General features: G+C 43.8%; 2 protein-coding genes. Both read right to left on the reverse strand.

The features are described from left to right. Window positions 1–11: 11 nt before the first annotated feature. Window positions 12–24233, reverse strand: coding sequence for a Calx-beta domain-containing protein (locus LDL79_RS03120; protein ID WP_225599128.1), 24222 nt, complete (start codon window positions 24231–24233; stop codon window positions 12–14). A gap of 7 nt (window positions 24234–24240) precedes the next feature. Continuing rightward, window positions 24241–24723, reverse strand: a complete 483-nt coding sequence (locus LDL79_RS03125; protein WP_225599129.1) for a hypothetical protein — start codon at window positions 24721–24723, stop codon at window positions 24241–24243. Window positions 24724–24854: the final 131 nt, after the last annotated feature.

Genomic DNA, 24854 nt, shown 5'->3' on the forward strand with positions numbered 1-24854 from the left:
GTAATTCAATTTTAATTAATGTAAAGGAATGAGGCTTTACGTCTCACCTGACCACTATCAGGATCAGCATATTCAATCATATAATAATAGGTTCCCGTAGGAAGACGCTCTCCTCGGCGTACAGTAGCACGACCATCTGAGAAGCCTCTAAAGACATTATCATTATTGATACTATATCCTTCTGTACTAAACACCTCTATTCCCCATCTGTTAAAAATCTGAACCTTATTATCAGGGAATCTATCAATATTTTCAATCATAAAAATATCATTAAGACCGTCTCCGTTAGGCGTCATTACGTTGTAAATAACAATGTCTTCCTCTGCTAAAACATTTGGTATTATTGTAACCGTAACGTCATCTGGTTCTCCATCATTATCTACATCTTCATCATCACTATTATTTGGATCATCAGATAAATCTTCAATTACATCTCCATAAGGATCTACACCGCTTACTAAAGCCTGATTTTCTACAAACAATTGCTCAATATCTGCTTGAGTTATTGAATAAATAGCAGTAAACGTGGTTGCATCTACTTCGCCCGGCTCAAGTGTGATTGGGCCTCCTACAACATCTACTAGCGGATCTTCAATAACAATATCTGAAATTGTAGACTCTCCTGTATTATATACGGTAAAAGTATAGGTAATGGTTTCACCAACTTGTGGTCTTTGATCACCATTTTCATCATTGAATATTCCAACTTTCTCCAGACTTAAACTTGCAACTGGAGGCACTATATCACTACCTCTTACTGAGATGTATACCGTTGCAACATCTGTCGCCACAGGAGTTCCGTTATCTGAAATTTGATACGTGAACTGATCTGTTCCAATAAAGCCATCGTTTGGAGTATAGGTGAATGAACCATCTTCATTAATTACCAAGCTTCCATTCTCAGGGCCGTTAGCAGGAGATACTGTAATATCAACTTGCTGTGTTTGTCCTTCAGGATCAAAGTCATTATCAAGAACATTTCCAGTAATAGCCGCATCAATTAAACCAAAGTAAGCATCATCATTCGCTACAGTTGTGTTGCCACTATCAGGAGTCACTTCAATGGTAACCGTACCTGTAGCACACTCTTGAGGCTCTCCGTCGTCGCATACGGTGTACTCAAAACTATCTTCCCCTACAAAGCCAGGCTCTGGAGTATAAGTATAGCTTCCATCTGGATTAACTGTTACACTTCCGTTTGTTGGTTGTGTGTTTCCTGTTACCGTAATGGTGTCACCATCAGGATCAAAGTCATTTACTAATACATTACCCGTTGCAGGTACACCAGATTCTGTAATAGCGGTATCATCATTAGCAACCGGAGGTTCATTAACATCCAATTCATCTTCAATAGGTAATACTTGAATGATCACATCTGCACTATCACAAGCCTGTGGACTTCCGCCATCACATACTTCATAACTGAAGGTATCCTCTCCAATGAAACCATCATTTGGTGTATACGTATAGGTTCCGTCTGGATTGAAAACTAAACTACCACTAGCAGGCTGCGTAAGTACAGTGTATACCTCGCTGTCTGCCGGGCCGTCAGGATTCTCATCATTGGTGCCTACATCGCCGCTTACCGGTTGCCCTTCGAACGTATCGTTGATATCGTTGATCGCTAGGATGGTGTTACAAGTAATAGTTACTTCTTGTGTAATCTCACAACCATTTGAATCAGTTACCGTCACACTATGCACACCTTCAGTAAGGTCTGTTGCCACAGCAGTGGTCTGTCCACCAGCACTAGCACTCCACAAATAAGTATAATTTCCACTTCCTCCAGAAACTGTGGCTGTAGCCGTTCCGTTAGAACACATAAAGTTAGATGATCCTCCTATAACGTCTGTAAACACAAGTTCTAGTTGTTCTGGCTGAGCAACTTCTATATTAAATTCCTTCTCGATACCTACAGCATCTGTAATTACAAGATTGTAAATTCCAGCAGTTAAGCCTGTCTGATCTTCCTGCCCATCAACCAAACCACTACCATCTACTGTACTCCAATTAAAGCTGAATGGAGCTGTTCCTCCTGATGTGGTTATATCAATTGCACCATTGGCATCTCCAAAACAAGAAACATCTGTAGTACTTACTAAACCATCTAAACGTGGTCCTGAGTAACAGTACGGATCTGATGGAGGATAATTCACTACAATAGTCTGACTAGGATTGATTGAGAATACCACATTTACATCAGGTCTTACATCTAAAAATCCGTCATCACCTTCAACCCAAACACCATCCTCAAGAATCCATCCAGGCCAATTAGTAGGGTTACCATTAGCATCTACTTCTGCACCTGGCCAAAGCACTCTTCCTGTTAAAGGAAGATCTGTGTATTCTAGAAGACTATTACCAGAATTATCTAAGAATGTTATGGTAAGTGGTCCTGTTGCAGCAAAATTGTTTAGGTCTATATCATAAACCAAATAAGGAACATCTCCATCACATTCGCCGTCGGCAATAGATATTGTGAATGATTTTTCCTCCAGGCTTATGTAAACCGTTGCCGTGTCCTGTGCTCCATTTGCATCTTCAATAGTGTATGTAAACTGATCTGCACCATTATAACCTGCATTTGATACATAAGTGAAACTACCGTTTGTGTTAACCGTTACGCTTCCGTTTGCAGGCTGTGTATTGCTGATCACACTGATCGCATCGCCTTCAGGATCGCTATCATTGGTAAGTACATTACCGGTGATCTCTTCACCGATATAACCGAAGAACGCATCGTCATTAGCTACTGTGGTGTTATCAGTATCTGCAACTACCTCGATAGTTACTGTACCAGTTGCACATAATGATGGATCTGCATCATCACATACTGTGTACTCAAAACTATCTTCTCCTACAAAGCCAGGCTCTGGAGTATAGGTAAAGCTTCCGTCAGGGTTAACCGTTACACTTCCGTTTGTTGGTTGTGTATTACTGGTTACAGTTATTGTATCACCATCAGGATCAAAGTCGTTTACTAGTACATTACCGTCTACAGGAGTTCCTGCTTCGGTAATTGCTGTATCGTCGTTTGCTACAGGTGCTGCATTGTCTGGTGTACCGATTGGTAATACCTGAATGATCACATCTGCACTATCACAAGCCTGTGGGCTTCCGCCATCACATACTTCATAACTGAAGGTATCCTCTCCGATGAAACCATCGTTTGGTGTATAGGTATAGGTTCCGTCAGCATTGAAAACTAAACTACCACTAGCAGGCTGCGTAAGTACAGTGTACACCTCGCTGTCTGCCGGGCCGTCAGGGTTCTCATCATTAGTGCCTACATCGCCGCTTACCGGTTGACCTTCGAACGTATCGTTGATGTCATTGATCGCAAGGATGGTGTTTCCGCCATTATCACTTGGATCTACACTGATGTAAACCGTTGCGGTATCCTGTGCTCCGTTTGCATCTTCAATAGTATAGGTAAACTGATCTGCTCCGCTAAAGTCCGTATTCGGAGTATAGGTTAAGCTTCCGTCAGCTGCTACTGTTACATTTCCGTTAGCAGGCTGCGTATTGCTGATCACACTGATCGCATCGCCTTCAGGATCGCTATCATTGGTAAGTACATTACCGGTGATCTCTTCGCCGATATAACCGAAGAACGCATCATCATTAGCTACCGTGGTGTTATCAGTATCTGCAACCACCTCGATAGTTACTGTACCAGTTGCACATAATGATGGATCTGCATCATCACATACCGTGTACTCAAAACTATCTTCTCCTATAAAGCCAGGCTCTGGAGTATAAGTAAAGGTTCCGTCAGGGTTAACCGTTACACTTCCGTTTGTTGGTTGTGTATTACCGGTTACAGTTATTGTATCACCATCAGGATCAAAGTCATTTACTAGTACATTACCGTCTACAGGAGTTCCTGCTTCGGTAATTGCTGTATCGTCGTTTGCGACAGGTGCTGCATTGTCTGGTGTACCAATAGGTAATACCTGAATGATCACATCTGCACTATCACAAGCCTGTGGGCTTCCGCCATCACATACTTCATAACTGAAGGTATCCTCTCCGATGAAACCATCGTTTGGTGTATAGGTATAGGTTCCGTCAGCATTGAAGACTAAACTACCACTAGCAGGCTGAGTAAGTACAGTGTACACCTCGCTGTCTGCCGGGCCGTCAGGGTTCTCATCATTAGTGCCTACATCGCCGCTTACCGGTTGACCTTCAAACGTATCGTTGATGTCGTTGATCGCCAGAATGGTGTTTCCGCCATTTTCACTTGGATCTACACTGATGTAAACCGTTGCGGTATCCTGTGCTCCATTAGCATCTTCAATAGTATAGGTAAACTGATCTGCTCCGCTAAAGTCCGTATTCGGAGTATAGGTTAAGCTTCCGTCAGCTGCTACTGTTACATTTCCGTTAGCAGGCTGCGTATTGCTGATCACACTGATCGCATCGCCTTCAGGATCGCTATCATTGGTAAGTACATTACCGGTGATCTCTTCGCCGATATAACCGAAGAACGCATCATCATTGGCTACCGTGGTGTTATCAGTATCTGCAACCACCTCGATAGTTACTGTACCAGTTGCACATAATGATGGATCTGCATCATCACATACCGTGTACTCAAAACTATCTTCTCCTATAAAGCCAGGCTCTGGAGTATAAGTAAAGGTTCCGTCAGGGTTAACCGTTACACTTCCGTTTGTTGGTTGTGTATTACCGGTTACAGTTATTGTATCACCATCAGGATCAAAGTCATTTACTAGTACATTACCGTCTACAGGAGTTCCTGCTTCGGTAATTGCTGTATCGTCGTTTGCGACAGGTGCTGCATTGTCTGGTGTACCAATAGGTAATACCTGAATGATCACATCTGCACTATCACAAGCCTGTGGGCTTCCGCCATCACATACTTCATAACTGAAGGTATCCTCTCCGATGAAACCATCGTTTGGTGTATAGGTATAGGTTCCGTCAGCATTGAAGACTAAACTACCACTAGCAGGCTGAGTAAGTACAGTGTACACCTCGCTGTCTGCCGGGCCGTCAGGGTTCTCATCATTAGTGCCTACATCGCCGCTTACCGGTTGACCTTCAAACGTATCGTTGATGTCGTTGATCGCCAGAATGGTGTTTCCGCCATTTTCACTTGGATCTACACTGATGTAAACCGTTGCGGTATCCTGTGCTCCATTAGCATCTTCAATAGTATAGGTAAACTGATCTGCTCCGCTAAAGTCCGTATTCGGAGTATAGGTTAAGCTTCCGTCAGCTGCTACTGTTACATTTCCGTTAGCAGGCTGCGTATTGCTGATCACACTGATCGCATCGCCTTCAGGATCGCTATCATTGGTAAGTACATTACCGGTGATCTCTTCGCCGATATAACCGAAGAACGCATCATCATTGGCTACCGTGGTGTTATCAGTATCTGCAACCACCTCGATAGTTACTGTACCAGTTGCACATAATGATGGATCTGCATCATCACATACCGTGTACTCAAAACTATCTTCTCCTATAAAGCCAGGCTCTGGAGTATAAGTAAAGGTTCCGTCAGGGTTAACCGTTACACTTCCGTTTGTTGGTTGTGTATTACCGGTTACAGTTATTGTATCACCATCAGGATCAAAGTCATTTACTAGTACATTACCGTCTACAGGAGTTCCTGCTTCGGTAATTGCTGTATCGTCGTTTGCGACAGGTGCTGCATTGTCTGGTGTACCAATAGGTAATACCTGAATGATCACATCTGCACTATCACAAGCCTGTGGGCTTCCGCCATCACATACTTCATAACTGAAGGTATCCTCTCCGATGAAACCATCGTTTGGTGTATAGGTATAGGTTCCGTCAGCATTGAAGACTAAACTACCACTAGCAGGCTGAGTAAGTACAGTGTACACCTCGCTGTCTGCCGGGCCGTCAGGGTTCTCATCATTAGTGCCTACATCGCCGCTTACCGGTTGACCTTCAAACGTATCGTTGATGTCGTTGATCGCCAGAATGGTGTTTCCGCCATTTTCACTTGGATCTACACTGATGTAAACCGTTGCGGTATCCTGTGCTCCATTAGCATCTTCAATAGTATAGGTAAACTGATCTGCTCCGCTAAAGTCCGGATTCGGAGTATAGGCTAAGCTTCCGTCAGCTGCTACTGTTACATTTCCGTTAGCAGGCTGCGTATTGCTGATCACACTGATCGCATCGCCTTCAGGATCGCTATCATTGGTAAGTACATTACCGGTGATCTCTTCGCCGATATAACCGAAGAACGCATCATCATTAGCTACCGTGGTGTTATCAGTATCTGCAACCACCTCGATAGTTACTGTACCAGTTGCACATAATGATGGATCTGCATCATCACATACCGTGTACTCAAAACTATCTTCTCCTATAAAGCCAGGCTCTGGAGTATAAGTAAAGGTTCCGTCAGGGTTAACCGTTACACTTCCGTTTGTTGGTTGTGTATTACCGGTTACAGTTATTGTATCACCATCAGGATCAAAGTCATTTACTAGTACATTACCGTCTACAGGAGTTCCTGCTTCGGTAATTGCTGTATCGTCGTTTGCTACAGGTGCTGCATTATCTGGTGTACCAATAGGTAATACCTGAATGATCACATCTGCACTATCACAAGCCTGTGGGCTTCCGCCATCACATACTTCATAACTGAAGGTATCCTCTCCGATGAAACCATCGTTTGGTGTATAGGTATAGGTTCCGTCAGCATTGAAGACTAAACTACCACTAGCAGGCTGAGTAAGTACAGTGTACACCTCGCTGTCTGCCGGGCCGTCAGGGTTCTCATCATTGGTTCCTACATCGCCGCTTACCGGCTGACCTTCAAACGTATCGTTGATGTCGTTGATCGCTAGGATTTCATTTGAAGTAATTGTACCAGTCGCCTGAACAGGGCTATTAGCCACAGTTCCACTGACAACTGTTCCAATCACTGTAAATGTTTCATCCTCTTCAAATACATCATCATCTATTATTGATACCAAGATTGGTGTACTCTCAGTCTGTCCAGCCGGTATGGTTACCGTGGTCGTTACAGGGGTATAGTCATCGCCCGCTAAAGCACTGCCAGGTACTGTAACTACATCTACTACAACATCTTCTGTACTTGGATTGTCTATACTTACAACAAACACAGCTTCACTGCCCTCAGCAACGGTAACATCACTGATGCTTACCTCCGGAAGGTCGTCCGGATTGTCGGTAATAGTAGCGGTTCCTACAGGATCGGTGTTTGAAGTGTTGCCACTAGTTACCGTCCCTTCTAAAGTGAACTGCTCTTCACCTTCATATAAATCATCGCTAAGCGTACTTACAGCTACTTCTACACTGGTCTGTCCAGCCGGTATGGTTACCGTGGTCGTTACAGGGGTATAGTCATCGCCCGCTAAAGCACTGCCAGGTACTGTAACTACATCTACTACAACATCTTCTGTACTTGGATTGTCTATACTTACAACAAACACAGCTTCACTGCCCTCAGCAACGGTAACATCACTGATGCTTACCTCCGGAAGGTCGTCCGGATTGTCGGTAATAGTAGCGGTTCCTACAGGATCGGTGTTTGAAGTGTTGCCACTAGTTACCGTCCCTTCTAAAGTGAACTGCTCTTCGCCTTCATATAAATCATCGTTAAGCGTACTTACAGCTACTTCTACACTGGTCTGTCCAGCCGGTATGGTTACCGTGGTCGTTACAGGGGTATAGTCATTGCCCGCTAAAGCACTGCCAGGTACTGTAACTACATCTACTACAACATCTTCTGTACTTGGATTGTCTATACTTACAACAAACACAGCTTCACTGCCCTCAGCAACGGTAACATCACTGATGCTTACCTCCGGAAGGTCGTCCGGATTGTCGGTAATAGTAGCGGTTCCTACAGGATCGGTGTTTGAAGTGTTGCCACTAGTTACCGTCCCTTCTAAAGTGAACTGCTCTTCGCCTTCATATAAATCATCGTTAAGCGTACTTACAGCTACTTCTACACTGGTCTGTCCAGCCGGTATGGTTACCGTGGTCGTTACAGGGGTATAGTCATCGCCCGCTAAAGCACTGCCAGGTACTGTAACTACATCTACTACAACATCTTCTGTACTTGGATTGTCTATACTTACAACAAACACAGCTTCACTGCCCTCAGCAACGGTAACATCACTGATGCTTACCTCTGGAAGGTCGTCCGGATTGTCGGTAATAGTAGCGGTTCCTACAGGATCGGTGTTTGAAGTGTTGCCACTAGTTACCGTCCCTTCTAAAGTGAACTGCTCTTCGCCTTCATATAAATCATCGTTAAGCGTACTTACAGCTACTTCTACACTGGTCTGTCCAGCCGGTATGGTTACCGTGGTCGTTACAGGGGTATAGTCATCGCCCGCTAAAGCACTGCCAGGTACTGTAACTACATCTACTACAACATCTTCTGTACTTGGATTGTCTATACTTACAACAAACACAGCTTCACTACCCTCAGCAACGGTAACATCACTGATGCTTACCTCCGGAAGGTCGTCCGGATTGTCGGTAATAGTAGCGGTTCCTACAGGATCGGTGTTTGAAGTGTTGCCACTAGTTACCGTCCCTTCTAAAGTGAACTGCTCTTCGCCTTCATATAAATCATCGTTAAGCGTACTTACAGCTACTTCTACACTGGTCTGCCCAGCCGGTATGGTTACCGTGGTCGTTACAGGGGTATAGTCATCGCCCGCTAAAGCACTGCCAGGTACTGTAACTACATCTACTACAACATCTTCTGTACTTGGATTGTCTATACTTACAACAAACACAGCTTCACTGCCCTCAGCAACGGTAACATCACTGATGCTTACCTCCGGAAGGTCGTCCGGATTGTCGGTAATAGTAGCGGTTCCTACAGGATCGGTGTTTGAAGTGTTGCCACTAGTTACCGTCCCTTCTAAAGTGAACTGCTCTTCACCTTCATATAAATCATCGTTAAGCGTACTTACAGCTACTTCTACACTGGTCTGTCCAGCCGGTATGGTTACCGTGGTCGTTACAGGGGTATAGTCATCGCCCGCTAAAGCACTGCCAGGTACTGTAACTACATCTACTACAACATCTTCTGTACTTGGATTGTCTATACTTACAACAAACACAGCTTCACTGCCCTCAGCAACGGTAACATCACTGATGCTTACCTCTGGAAGGTCGTCCGGATTGTCGGTAATAGTAGCGGTTCCTACAGGATCGGTGTTTGAAGTGTTGCCACTAGTTACCGTCCCTTCTAAAGTGAACTGCTCTTCACCTTCATATAAATCATCGTTAAGCGTACTTACAGCTACTTCTACACTGGTCTGCCCAGCCGGTATGGTTACCGTGGTCGTTACAGGGGTATAGTCATCGCCCGCTAAAGCACTGCCAGGTACTGTAACTACATCTACTACAACATCTTCTGTACTTGGATTGTCTATACTTACAACAAACACAGCTTCACTGCCCTCAGCAACGGTAACATCACTGATGCTTACCTCTGGAAGGTCGTCCGGATTGTCGGTAATAGTAGCGGTTCCTACAGGATCGGTGTTTGAAGTGTTGCCACTAGTTACCGTCCCTTCTAAAGTGAACTGCTCTTCGCCTTCATATAAATCATCGTTAAGCGTACTTACAGCTACTTCTACACTGGTCTGTCCAGCCGGTATGGTTACCGTGGTCGTTACAGGGGTATAGTCATCGCCCGCTAAAGCACTGCCAGGTACTGTAACTACATCTACTACAACATCTTCTGTACTTGGATTGTCTATACTTACAACAAACACAGCTTCACTGCCCTCAGCAACGGTAACATCACTGATGCTTACCTCCGGAAGGTCGTCCGGATTGTCGGTAATAGTAGCGGTTCCTACAGGATCGGTGTTTGAAGTGTTGCCACTAGTTACCGTCCCTTCTAAAGTGAACTGCTCTTCACCTTCATATAAATCATCGTTAAGCGTACTTACAGCTACTTCTACACTGGTCTGTCCAGCCGGTATGGTTACCGTGGTCGTTACAGGGGTATAGTCATTGCCCGCTAAAGCACTGCCAGGTACTGTAACTACATCTACTACAACATCTTCTGTACTTGGATTGTCTATACTTACAACAAACACAGCTTCACTGCCCTCAGCAACGGTAACATCACTGATGCTTACCTCCGGAAGGTCGTCCGGATTGTCGGTAATAGTAGCGGTTCCTACAGGATCGGTGTTTGAAGTGTTGCCACTAGTTACCGTCCCTTCTAAAGTGAACTGCTCTTCGCCTTCATATAAATCATCGTTAAGCGTACTTACAGCTACTTCTACACTGGTCTGCCCAGCCGGTATGGTTACCGTGGTCGTTACAGGGGTATAGTCATCGCCCGCTAAAGCACTGCCAGGTACTGTAACTACATCTACTACAACATCTTCTGTACTTGGATTGTCTATACTTACAACAAACACAGCTTCACTGCCCTCAGCAACGGTAACATCACTGATGCTTACCTCCGGAAGGTCGTCCGGATTGTCGGTAATAGTAGCGGTTCCTACAGGATCGGTGTTTGAAGTGTTGCCACTAGTTACCGTCCCTTCTAAAGTGAACTGCTCTTCGCCTTCATATAAATCATCGTTAAGCGTACTTACAGCTACTTCTACACTGGTCTGTCCAGCCGGTATGGTTACCGTGGTCGTTACAGGGGTATAGTCATTGCCCGCTAAAGCACTGCCAGGTACTGTAACTACATCTACTACAACATCTTCTGTACTTGGATTGTCTATACTTACAACAAACACAGCTTCACTGCCCTCAGCAACGGTAACATCACTGATGCTTACCTCCGGAAGGTCGTCCGGATTGTCGGTAATAGTAGCGGTTCCTACAGGATCGGTGTTTGAAGTGTTGCCACTAGTTACCGTCCCTTCTAAAGTGAACTGCTCTTCGCCTTCATATAAATCATCGTTAAGCGTACTTACAGCTACTTCTACACTGGTCTGCCCAGCCGGTATGGTTACCGTGGTCGTTACAGGGGTATAGTCATCGCCCGCTAAAGCACTGCCAGGTACTGTAACTACATCTACTACAACATCTTCTGTACTTGGATTGTCTATACTTACAACAAACACAGCTTCACTGCCCTCAGCAACGGTAACATCACTGATGCTTACCTCCGGAAGGTCGTCCGGATTGTCGGTAATAGTAGCGGTTCCTACAGGATCGGTGTTTGAAGTGTTGCCACTAGTTACCGTCCCTTCTAAAGTGAACTGCTCTTCGCCTTCATATAAATCATCGTTAAGCGTACTTACAGCTACTTCTACACTGGTCTGTCCAGCCGGTATGGTTACCGTGGTCGTTACAGGGGTATAGTCATCGCCCGCTAAAGCACTGCCAGGTACTGTAACTACATCTACTACAACATCTTCTGTACTTGGATTGTCTATACTTACAACAAACACAGCTTCACTGCCCTCAGCAACGGTAACATCACTGATGCTTACCTCCGGAAGGTCGTCCGGATTGTCGGTAATAGTAGCGGTTCCTACAGGATCGGTGTTTGAAGTGTTGCCACTAGTTACCGTCCCTTCTAAAGTGAACTGCTCTTCACCTTCATATAAATCATCGCTAAGCGTACTTACAGCTACTTCTACACTGGTCTGTCCAGCCGGTATGGTTACCGTGGTCGTTACAGGGGTATAGTCATTGCCCGCTAAAGCACTGCCAGGTACTGTAACTACATCTACTACAACATCTTCTGTACTTGGATTGTCTATACTTACAACAAACACAGCTTCACTGCCCTCAGCAACGGTAACATCACTGATGCTTACCTCCGGAAGGTCGTCCGGATTGTCGGTAATAGTAGCGGTTCCTACAGGATCGGTGTTTGAAGTGTTGCCACTAGTTACCGTCCCTTCTAAAGTGAACTGCTCTTCACCTTCATATAAATCATCGTTAAGCGTACTTACAGCTACTTCTACACTGGTCTGTCCAGCCGGTATGGTTACCGTGGTCGTTACAGGGGTATAGTCATCGCCCGCTAAAGCACTGCCAGGTACTGTAACTACATCTACTACAACATCTTCTGTACTTGGATTGTCTATACTTACAACAAACACAGCTTCACTGCCCTCAGCAACGGTAACATCACTGATGCTTACCTCCGGAAGGTCGTCCGGATTGTCGGTAATAGTAGCGGTTCCTACAGGATCGGTGTTTGAAGTGTTGCCACTAGTTACCGTCCCTTCTAAAGTGAACTGCTCTTCACCTTCATATAAATCATCGTTAAGCGTACTTACAGCTACTTCTACACTGGTCTGTCCAGCCGGTATGGTTACCGTGGTCGTTACAGGGGTATAGTCATTGCCCGCTAAAGCACTGCCAGGTACTGTAACTACATCTACTACAACATCTTCTGTACTTGGATTGTCTATACTTACAACAAACACAGCTTCACTGCCCTCAGCAACGGTAACATCACTGATGCTTACCTCCGGAAGGTCGTCCGGATTGTCGGTAATAGTAGCGGTTCCTACAGGATCGGTGTTTGAAGTGTTGCCACTAGTTACCGTCCCTTCTAAAGTGAACTGCTCTTCACCTTCATATAAATCATCGTTAAGCGTACTTACAGCTACTTCTACACTGGTCTGCCCAGCCGGTATGGTTACCGTGGTCGTTACAGGGGTATAGTCATCGCCCGCTAAAGCACTGCCAGGTACTGTAACTACATCTACTACAACATCTTCTGTACTTGGATTGTCTATACTTACAACAAACACAGCTTCACTGCCCTCAGCAACGGTAACATCACTGATGCTTACCTCCGGAAGGTCGTCCGGATTGTCGGTAATAGTAGCGGTTCCTACAGGATCGGTGTTTGAAGTGTTGCCACTAGTTACCGTCCCTTCTAAAGTGAACTGCTCTTCACCTTCATATAAATCATCGCTAAGCGTACTTACAGCTACTTCTACACTGGTCTGCCCAGCCGGTATGGTTACCGTGGTCGTTACAGGGGTATAGTCATCGCCCGCTAAAGCACTGCCAGGTACTGTAACTACATCTACTACAACATCTTCTGTACTTGGATTGTCTATACTTACAACAAACACAGCTTCACTGCCCTCAGCAACGGTAACATCACTGATGCTTACCTCTGGAAGGTCGTCCGGATTGTCGGTAATAGTAGCGGTTCCTACAGGATCGGTGTTTGAAGTGTTGCCACTAGTTACCGTCCCTTCTAAAGTGAACTGCTCTTCGCCTTCATATAAATCATCGTTAAGCGTACTTACAGCTACTTCTACACTGGTCTGTCCAGCCGGTATGGTTACCGTGGTCGTTACAGGGGTATAGTCATCGCCCGCTAAAGCACTGCCAGGTACTGTAACTACATCTACTACAACATCTTCTGTACTTGGATTGTCTATACTTACAACAAACACAGCTTCACTGCCCTCAGCAACGGTAACATCACTGATGCTTACCTCCGGAAGGTCGTCCGGATTGTCGGTAATAGTAGCGGTTCCTACAGGATCGGTGTTTGAAGTGTTGCCACTAGTTACCGTCCCTTCTAAAGTGAACTGCTCTTCGCCTTCATATAAATCATCGTTAAGCGTACTTACAGCTACTTCTACACTGGTCTGCCCAGCCGGTATGGTTACCGTGGTCGTTACAGGGGTATAGTCATCGCCCGCTAAAGCACTGCCAGGTACTGTAACTACATCTACTACAACATCTTCTGTACTTGGATTGTCTATACTTACAACAAACACAGCTTCACTGCCCTCAGCAACGGTAACATCACTGATGCTTACCTCTGGAAGGTCGTCCGGATTGTCGGTAATAGTAGCGGTTCCTACAGGATCGGTGTTTGAAGTGTTGCCACTAGTTACCGTCCCTTCTAAAGTGAACTGCTCTTCGCCTTCATATAAATCATCGTTAAGCGTACTTACAGCTACTTCTACACTGGTCTGTCCAGCCGGTATGGTTACCGTGGTCGTTACAGGGGTATAGTCATCGCCCGCTAAAGCACTGCCAGGTACTGTAACTACATCTACTACAACATCTTCTGTACTTGGATTGTCTATACTTACAACAAACACAGCTTCACTGCCCTCAGCAACGGTAACATCACTGATGCTTACCTCCGGAAGGTCGTCCGGATTGTCGGTAATAGTAGCGGTTCCTACAGGATCGGTGTTTGAAGTGTTGCCACTAGTTACCGTCCCTTCTAAAGTGAACTGCTCTTCGCCTTCATATAAATCATCGTTAAGCGTACTTACAGCTACTTCTACACTGGTCTGCCCAGCCGGTATGGTTACCGTGGTCGTTACAGGGGTATAGTCATCGCCCGCTAAAGCACTGCCAGGTACTGTAACTACATCTACTACAACATCTTCTGTACTTGGATTGTCTATACTTACAACAAACACAGCTTCACTGCCCTCAGCAACGGTAACATCACTGATGCTTACCTCCGGAAGGTCGTCCGGATTGTCGGTAATAGTAGCGGTTCCTACAGGATCGGTGTTTGAAGTGTTGCCACTAGTTACCGTCCCTTCTAAAGTGAACTGCTCTTCACCTTCATATAAATCATCGTTAAGCGTACTTACAGCTACTTCTACACTGGTCTGTCCAGCCGGTATGGTTACCGTGGTCGTTACAGGGGTATAGTCATCGCCCGCTAAAGCACTGCCAGGTACTGTAACTACATCTACTACAACATCTTCTGTACTTGGATTGTCTATACTTACAACAAACACAGCTTCACTGCCCTCAGCAACGGTAACATCACTGATGCTTACCTCTGGAAGGTCGTCCGGATTGTCGGTAATAGTAGCGGTTCCTACAGGATCGGTGTTTGAAGTGTTGCCACTAGTTACCGTCCCTTCTAAAGTGAACTGCTCTTCGCCTTCATATAAATCATCGTTAAGCGTACTTACAGCTACTTCTACACTGGTCTGTCCAGCCGGTATGGTTACCGTGGTCGTTACAGGGGTATAGTCATCGCCCGCTAAAGCACTGCCAGGTACTGTAACTACATCTACTACAACATCTTCTGTACTTGGATTGTCTATACTTACAACAAACACAGCTTCACTACCCTCAGCAACGGTAACATCACTGATGCTTACCTCTGGAAGGTCGTCCGGATTGTCGGTAATAGTAGCGGTTCCTACAGGATCGGTGTTTGAAGTGTTGCCACTAGTTACCGTCCCTTCTAAAGTGAACTGCTCTTCACCTTCATATAAATCATCGTTAAGCGTACTTACAGCTACTTCTACACTGGTCTGTCCAGCCGGTATGGTTACCGTGGTCGTTACAGGGGTATAGTCATCGCCCGCTAAAGCACTGCCAGGTACTGTAACTACATCTACTACAACATCTTCTGTACTTGGATTGTCTATACTTACAACAAACACAGCTTCACTGCCCTCAGCAACGGTAACATCACTGATGCTTACCTCCGGAAGGTCGTCCGGATTGTCGGTAATAGTAGCGGTTCCTACAGGATCGGTGTTTGAAGTGTTGCCACTAGTTACCGTCCCTTCTAAAGTGAACTGCTCTTCACCTTCATATAAATCATCGTTAAGCGTACTTACAGCTACTTCTACACTGGTCTGTCCAGCCGGTATGGTTACCGTGGTCGTTACAGGGGTATAGTCATCGCCCGCTAAAGCACTGCCAGGTACTGTAACTACATCTACTACAACATCTTCTGTACTTGGATTGTCTATACTTACAACAAACACAGCTTCACTGCCCTCAGCAACGGTAACATCACTGATGCTTACCTCCGGAAGGTCGTCCGGATTGTCGGTAATAGTAGCGGTTCCTACAGGATCGGTGTTTGAAGTGTTGCCACTAGTTACCGTCCCTTCTAAAGTGAACTGCTCTTCACCTTCATATAAATCATCGTTAAGCGTACTTACAGCTACTTCTACACTGGTCTGTCCAGCCGGTATGGTTACCGTGGTCGTTACAGGGGTATAGTCATTGCCCGCTAAAGCACTGCCAGGTACTGTAACTACATCTACTACAACATCTTCTGTACTTGGATTGTCTATACTTACAACAAACACAGCTTCACTGCCCTCAGCAACGGTAACATCACTGATGCTTACCTCCGGAAGGTCGTCCGGATTGTCGGTAATAGTAGCGGTTCCTACAGGATCGGTGTTTGAAGTGTTGCCACTAGTTACCGTCCCTTCTAAAGTGAACTGCTCTTCACCTTCATATAAATCATCGTTAAGCGTACTTACAGCTACTTCTACACTGGTCTGCCCAGCCGGTATGGTTACCGTGGTCGTTACAGGGGTATAGTCATCGCCCGCTAAAGCACTGCCAGGTACTGTAACTACATCTACTACAACATCTTCTGTACTTGGATTGTCTATACTTACAACAAACACAGCTTCACTGCCCTCAGCAACGGTAACATCACTGATGCTTACCTCCGGAAGGTCGTCCGGATTGTCGGTAATAGTAGCGGTTCCTACAGGATCGGTGTTTGAAGTGTTGCCACTAGTTACCGTCCCTTCTAAAGTGAACTGCTCTTCACCTTCATATAAATCATCGCTAAGCGTACTTACAGCTACTTCTACACTGGTCTGCCCAGCCGGTATGGTTACCGTGGTCGTTACAGGGGTATAGTCATCGCCCGCTAAAGCACTGCCAGGTACTGTAACTACATCTACTACAACATCTTCTGTACTTGGATTGTCTATACTTACAACAAACACAGCTTCACTGCCCTCAGCAACGGTAACATCACTGATGCTTACCTCTGGAAGGTCGTCCGGATTGTCGGTAATAGTAGCGGTTCCTACAGGATCGGTGTTTGAAGTGTTGCCACTAGTTACCGTCCCTTCTAAAGTGAACTGCTCTTCGCCTTCATATAAATCATCGTTAAGCGTACTTACAGCTACTTCTACACTGGTCTGTCCAGCCGGTATGGTTACCGTGGTCGTTACAGGGGTATAGTCATCGCCCGCTAAAGCACTGCCAGGTACTGTAACTACATCTACTACAACATCTTCTGTACTTGGATTGTCTATACTTACAACAAACACAGCTTCACTGCCCTCAGCAACGGTAACATCACTGATGCTTACCTCCGGAAGGTCGTCCGGATTGTCGGTAATAGTAGCGGTTCCTACAGGATCGGTGTTTGAAGTGTTGCCACTAGTTACCGTCCCTTCTAAAGTGAACTGCTCTTCGCCTTCATATAAATCATCGTTAAGCGTACTTACAGCTACTTCTACACTGGTCTGCCCAGCCGGTATGGTTACCGTGGTCGTTACAGGGGTATAGTCATCGCCCGCTAAAGCACTGCCAGGTACTGTAACTACATCTACTACAACATCTTCTGTACTTGGATTGTCTATACTTACAACAAACACAGCTTCACTGCCCTCAGCAACGGTAACATCACTGATGCTTACCTCTGGAAGGTCGTCCGGATTGTCGGTAATAGTAGCGGTTCCTACAGGATCGGTGTTTGAAGTGTTGCCACTAGTTACCGTCCCTTCTAAAGTGAACTGCTCTTCGCCTTCATATAAATCATCGTTAAGCGTACTTACAGCTACTTCTACACTGGTCTGTCCAGCCGGTATGGTTACCGTGGTCGTTACAGGGGTATAGTCATTGCCCGCTAAAGCACTGCCAGGTACTGTAACTACATCTACTACAACATCTTCTGTACTTGGATTGTCTATACTTACAACAAACACAGCTTCACTGCCCTCAGCAACGGTAACATCACTGATGCTTACCTCCGGAAGGTCGTCCGGATTGTCGGTAATAGTAGCGGTTCCTACAGGATCGGTGTTTGAAGTGTTGCCACTAGTTACCGTCCCTTCTAAAGTGAACTGCTCTTCACCTTCATATAAATCATCGTTAAGCGTACTTACAGCTACTTCTACACTGGTCTGCCCAGCCGGTATGGTTACCGTGGTCGTTACAGGGGTATAGTCATCGCCCGCTAAAGCACTGCCAGGTACTGTAACTACATCTACTACAACATCTTCTGTACTTGGATTGTCTATACTTACAACAAACACAGCTTCACTGCCCTCAGCAACGGTAACATCACTGATGCTTACCTCCGGAAGGTCGTCCGGATTGTCGGTAATAGTAGCGGTTCCTACAGGATCGGTGTTTGAAGTGTTGCCACTAGTTACCGTCCCTTCTAAAGTGAACTGCTCTTCGCCTTCATATAAATCATCGTTAAGCGTACTTACAGCTACTTCTACACTGGTCTGCCCAGCCGGTATGGTTACCGTGGTCGTTACAGGGGTATAGTCATCGCCCGCTAAAGCACTGCCAGGTACTGTAACTACATCTACTACAACATCTTCTGTACTTGGATTGTCTATACTTACAACAAACACAGCTTCACTGCCCTCAGCAACGGTAACATCACTGATGCTTACCTCTGGAAGGTCGTCCGGATTGTCGGTAATAGTAGCGGTTCCTACAGGATCGGTGTTTGAAGTGTTGCCACTAGTTACCGTCCCTTCTAAAGTGAACTGCTCTTCGCCTTCATATAAATCATCGTTAAGCGTACTTACAGCTACTTCTACACTGGTCTGTCCAGCCGGTATGGTTACCGTGGTCGTTACAGGGGTATAGTCATCGCCCGCTAAAGCACTGCCAGGTACTGTAACTACATCTACTACAACATCTTCTGTACTTGGATTGTCTATACTTACAACAAACACAGCTTCACTGCCCTCAGCAACGGTAACATCACTGATGCTTACCTCTGGAAGGTCGTCCGGATTGTCGGTAATAGTAGCGGTTCCTACAGGATCGGTGTTTGAAGTGTTGCCACTAGTTACCGTCCCTTCTAAAGTGAACTGCTCTTCGCCTTCATATAAATCATCGTTAAGCGTACTTACAGCTACTTCTACACTGGTCTGCCCAGCCGGTATGGTTACCGTGGTCGTTACAGGGGTATAGTCATCGCCCGCTAAAGCACTGCCAGGTACTGTAACTACATCTACTACAACATCTTCTGTACTTGGATTGTCTATACTTACAACAAACACAGCTTCACTGCCCTCAGCAACGGTAACATCACTGATGCTTACCTCTGGAAGGTCGTCCGGATTGTCGGTAATAGTAGCGGTTCCTACAGGATCGGTGTTTGAAGTGTTGCCACTAGTTACCGTCCCTTCTAAAGTGAACTGCTCTTCGCCTTCATATAAATCATCGTTAAGCGTACTTACAGCTACTTCTACACTGGTCTGTCCAGCCGGTATGGTTACCGTGGTCGTTACAGGGGTATAGTCATCGCCCGCTAAAGCACTGCCAGGTACTGTAACTACATCTACTACAACATCTTCTGTACTTGGATTGTCTATACTTACAACAAACACAGCTTCACTGCCCTCAGCAACGGTAACATCACTGATGCTTACCTCCGGAAGGTCGTCCGGATCATCCAAGATGGTACCTATAGTTTCTGCAACAAGATTTCTAGTATTATTAGTTTGAACAGCTCCAGAGATATTAAAGGATTCAGTACCCTCGTAAGTATTATCCTCAAGAGAATTTACTACATAGTTAACAGATAATTGGCCGGCAGGAATTATAATCAATTCATTTACAGCAGCAGTATAATCTAAGCCTTCAACGGCGGTATCATCTGACGTATTAACCTGTATAACAACATCTTCAGCAGAAATCTCATTTATACTAAAGGTAAAAGTTAGCGGATCTCCTTCTGTGACTGTAACAGGTTCTACAGAAAGTGTCGGATCAGCTTTCACCAAAATACTAACCGTAGCAACATCACATTCACGATCTGCAATTGGACTATCAGCATCACAGATTTGATACTGGAACGAATCATTTCCAAAGAAATCAGAATCAGGAGTATACACAAAATAATCGTCAGTGATATCACCAGTAGTACCATTATCATTTAAAGTCAAGGTTCCATTAGAAACACCGGAGACTAAAGCTATAGAACCAGCACCGTCATTTCCAAAATAATCATTAAGCAGAACGTCTAATGTATTATTTTGAGAATCTTCTGAAACTGTAAATTCATCATCTTCAGCTATTGGCGCGTCATCCAATATATTGACTCGAACGACAGCATCATCACAATCACCATCAGCGTCACAAATTTGATATTTAAACTCAACCGGCTGTAAATTTAGTAATGGAGGACTATACGTTATATAATCATCTGTAGGGTTGTTTGGAGTACCGCCATCATTGAGTACCGCCTCTCCAACAGCAGGTTGCGTTAAAATAGTAATGATTCCAATTGATGGTCCATCAGGACCAAAAATATCATTTTCAAGTACATCTATATCTACAGGCTGCACTGGACGAATAGGACTTGCAATGGCTGTATCATCATTTGCCACTGGCCTTCCATCATCAACAAAATTGTTCTGACAAGATGAGATAAGATTTATAACGCGTACTATAGTATTATCAGTAGGATCTCCTTCAGCATCATCGATACTTACATAATTCTCAAGATCCGTTTCAACAATAGTATATTGCACATCAACTAAAGCAGACGGTATAGCGGTTGCATATCTATAATTACCATTTGCATCCGTAGTTAAGGTTGTTGAGCTTCCATCGGTGCCATCTATTTGAATAGTTACACCTACTAAAGGATCACCATCTTCATCAGAAACATTTCCACAAATTACAGGCGCTGTCACAATAGTTGATTGTGGATCTGTATAGTTTGCGTTACTGAAAGCTAAAGAGTAGTAACGATCAATATTTCCGTTTTCTTTACCTATAGTGTAATTCAAAGAAGACCTACCTTCATAATAGGTACTAAAAGTGTACCTAGGATCGGTCGAAATATCCCCTCCTGGAGCAGTACTAGGATTATTAGCTGTACCTCTTACAGAATTCGGTCTTCTATCAATGTTAATTAAAGTATTAGCTGATTGATAATATGCATCAGATAATGTAAGCTCTGCATATTCACGTGTTCTAACACTATCTCCGTCGATATCGAATGGAGTAGCAAAAAATGAAATTACTACTTCATTACCATAAGAACCTCCAGACTCCACAAAAGTAATATTGAACTCTATATTCTGATCTCCATTATTCGAGCTTCTCAATTGTGGTTGAAAATTATTTGCAACACCTTGCGAATTCACATCTATACTTGCAAGAGAAGCTCCATTTCTTAAAGCTTCAATTCTCACCAACGCATCTATAGGGTCAGGACTATCAGAAAAGACATTTGAAAACCTGTAAACAGCACCAACTTGACCAGCCGTACCCGAAATTAGCTGAGCATCTCTAAAGTTAGTCTCACTGTATAAGGGCGCACAGTCACAGCCACGCTCTCCCGGAGGTACCACAATAACATCAGAAACTGTAACATCAACAGTCGCCTCACTCTCGTCACCATCAAGATCAACAATTTTATATCTAAATGTATCAGTACCAATATAATCTTGATTTGGTGTGTAGACTATTGTATCATCAGACAAATCAGCAGGAGTACCGTTGTCGTTAATAACAACTGAACCATTAACCGGTTGCTGAGTTATTACTAATGGTTGTGATGAAGACGGCCCATCTCCACCAAAATCATCGTTAGTTAATACATCTATATTTAGAGAGGTATTGACACTTACTTGTCGTGAATCATCAACTGCCGTGGGCACAAAACAGGCGGTTATAGAACTATCAATTACTGCTTGTGTATTATCTTGAGGAGAGCCCGCAAGAGTAGGCACACCATTTTCATCCACACCACCTGGTGTGTTGGCTAAATTTAAATTAGCTGTTAAATCAGATTTATCAAAAGTACCTGCTCCTTCAATAGCATCAGGGCAACCATCATTGTCAGAATCTGTATCTTTAGAGTCTACAATCTTATCATTATCAGTATCTCTATAGGTTTCGGTTAGAACTCCGAAGATAAATCCATGAGGGTCGTTTCCTTTAAATTCAATTTCAAAATTAGAAACTTCTCGAGTTACATAGAAAAATGTATATCCATTTGATTTTTGAGATCTTGGGGGATTAGTAGAAACTGTATTCCCAATATCATTAGTAACTGGAGGCGAAGCTCCATTAAACTGAGAATAAAGCCCTGTACTATATACATCAACATTACCTATCACACGCAAAGGCACACTTGAAATATCATACCCCATTTCACCACCTACCTCTTGGTACTCAGACCCGCCAAGCCCCGCTATACCAATTATAAAAGTGTACTTTTCAGTTTCAGAAGATAATGCTTCGGCAGAGGTACCATAATCAATTTTAATAGTTCGCTCGTACGCATTACGCGGAACACCACGCAGGTCTAGGTATTTAGTTTCAAATGGCACCTCTCCACCATTGATATTTATTGTACTATTTGCTACTGGTGGCGGTTGATAAATCCTCCATTGTTGTTCTTGACTTGAATTAGTTCTAGGGCTAAAACCTTCAATCACCTCAAGAGTAACACCTCCACTAGGCAAACTTGCAGAACCATTAGGTTTCAATGGAAAAACTCCGGTTCCTCTGGTATTTAAGTCATTTACTGTGCTCTGTGTCGGGTTTGCTAAAACTGCCGTGGAAGCATTTCCCTCAAAGGCATCTAGAATCCCGTCATTATCATCATCATCATCACAATTATCAGGAACACCATCCCCATCTGTATCTACACCTGTACAATAATCTGCGCAAGAATCAGCAGCTATACTTACAATAACCGCCTCATTATTACCTATTTGACAAGAACCAGTTGTTTCTGTCGAAGACAAACTCGTTTTCTGGGTAGAATTTAACACCCCCTTGTAAGTAGCATTTGTTTGAATAGCAAAAGTTGAGCCTGCGACAGAGCAATTCTCCGAAACATTTAATCTAAATGACAAGGTAAATTTATCATCAGTATCTTCAACTAAATTATCAGCCACACTGAATGTCAGAATTCTTGAAGATGCATTGTATGCAGCGGTTACCCCAGAAGGTAGATTAGAAGTCCCTCCATATTCCACACTACCCGGTAATGTATAATTTATACGCAAATCACGCATATCATCATTACCATAATTCTTCACATCAAAACTTACTTCAAATTCCTGATTAACATACACCTTAGGATTATTACCCAATGCTGTAGTCAATAACATAGGCTCAAGTTCTGGCTCATAAACTTCTACAGCAAAACCTAGCATGTACATGCTATACGTTTCTTGATTAGAAGTTAACCTAAACACGGCTTGTGTTTGATTATTGGCTAAAAGAGAATTGTTTGGGTTATTTAGGGTAAAAACACCAGAATCAAAACCAAGAGTATTTGTACTTGCCGGATTACGGTTAGTCACATCTTGACCATAACGCGTGATCCTACTATTAAAGAAATTGTCTTCTGGCCTTTTTGCTGTTGAGATGTTTGCAAAACTATTAGAGGTATTGCGTATTTGCAATTTATCCCCGGTAAGATCACGATCGCCTTCTAATGCACCAAAAACGACATCAGCATTTACAGCTCCATTGGGCACAGTTTGAAAACCATTAACAACAATATCATAATTATTTTGACCTGAATTACGAGTTACATTAGCAAAACCATCAAATAATGTAATATTCCTACTAGGCAAATCACTATTCTCATAAACAAAAACAATCTGCCAACCGGCAGATGCTCCAATTCTATCTCCAGCACCATGACCAATAATAGTCCCTGTCTTAGCTTCAACATTGGCTACAGTATAAGTCCCGGTATAATTTGTTCCCAAGGACTTAACTTGAGAAGTAATATCCTTAACACATGCATAAGGATCGTTCTGAAAATGCTCATCCCTACCCCTATACAAAACTTCATCTGCAGTATAGGTAGTATAAGAAGATTGACCTGGTAATTTCAGTTTTATATCGTCGTAATCCCAATCTGGTCTATTATCAGCAGTCTTACCGTTATCATAGATTATCTCCTTATCTCCAGCTGTCCAATACAAATAGGCTTTGACAATCTGAACACAACTACCATTACCAACAGAGCTTAGATCAGCACTACTAGAATTGAAAGTCGAATTATCGTTATCAATATCAACATAAACATTATCGGTAAGGTTATGGTTACCCTCGGCCCCGTTATATGCAGTTGTGGCATTTACAGACATCATATTGTTAGCAATAGCTGTAAAATTCCCACGCAAGGTTTCAGAATAACGTACATCAAAAGAATTCTTTAACTGCGCTGTGGCGGTTAAAGAAAAACTTAGAAATAAAAACCAAAAAATAGATTGAGTAATTTTTATTTTCATGTATTATCTATTTGGAGTTGGAATTACCGGGATTCAATTGTTTTATAACAACAGAACCTCCTTGAGAGCGCGATCCTCCCTTCGGTATAAGTTGGATTTCAACACAACTCCAAGAAGTTGTATCAAGATCAATTTTAGTCGTTTTTAAAGTAAATGTAGCTTTGGATGCTGCATCAACGGTGATTGAATTAATTACAGCACCAGCTTCCGAATTAAGTTCAAATTGAACTTCTTTATCTACTAAACTTCCATCATTACAATCTACTAACGTAGCTGTCAACTCATAAGTCGTCTTACTACTATTAAGATTGCTTACTTCTACAGTGTAATATTGAATTGTTTCTGACAAAGCATGATCTAAATCCCTGCTGTAAGTCATAGAAACAGACGATTGCGCGTGCGTCTCACTCGCAAATACCGTCAACAATGTAATTAAGATGGTTAATCTAGGAAAAGAAGTTAAAAAGTTAGGCAAGGTATTGTTTATCATGGTTTATTGATATAAATCGTCGAGTATACGTATTGATAGAACTAAATGTTTCAAAACAACATATATTTCTATTGAAATTTTACTCAAAATGATTACAGCAAAATCCTTTTACCTTAGGGGAAGATTCAACT

The sequence above is a fragment of the Leeuwenhoekiella palythoae genome (genome assembly GCF_020310025.1).
Lineage (GTDB): Bacteria > Bacteroidota > Bacteroidia > Flavobacteriales > Flavobacteriaceae > Leeuwenhoekiella > Leeuwenhoekiella palythoae.

Bases quoted from the DNA above. Each gene is read 5' to 3' on its own strand.
- LDL79_RS03120 (WP_225599128.1), bottom strand. From the start codon at position 24,233: ATGAAAATAAAAATTACTCAATCTATTTTTTGGTTTTTATTTCTAAGT.
- LDL79_RS03125 (WP_225599129.1), bottom strand. From the start codon at position 24,723: ATGATAAACAATACCTTGCCTAACTTTTTAACTTCTTTTCCTAGATTA.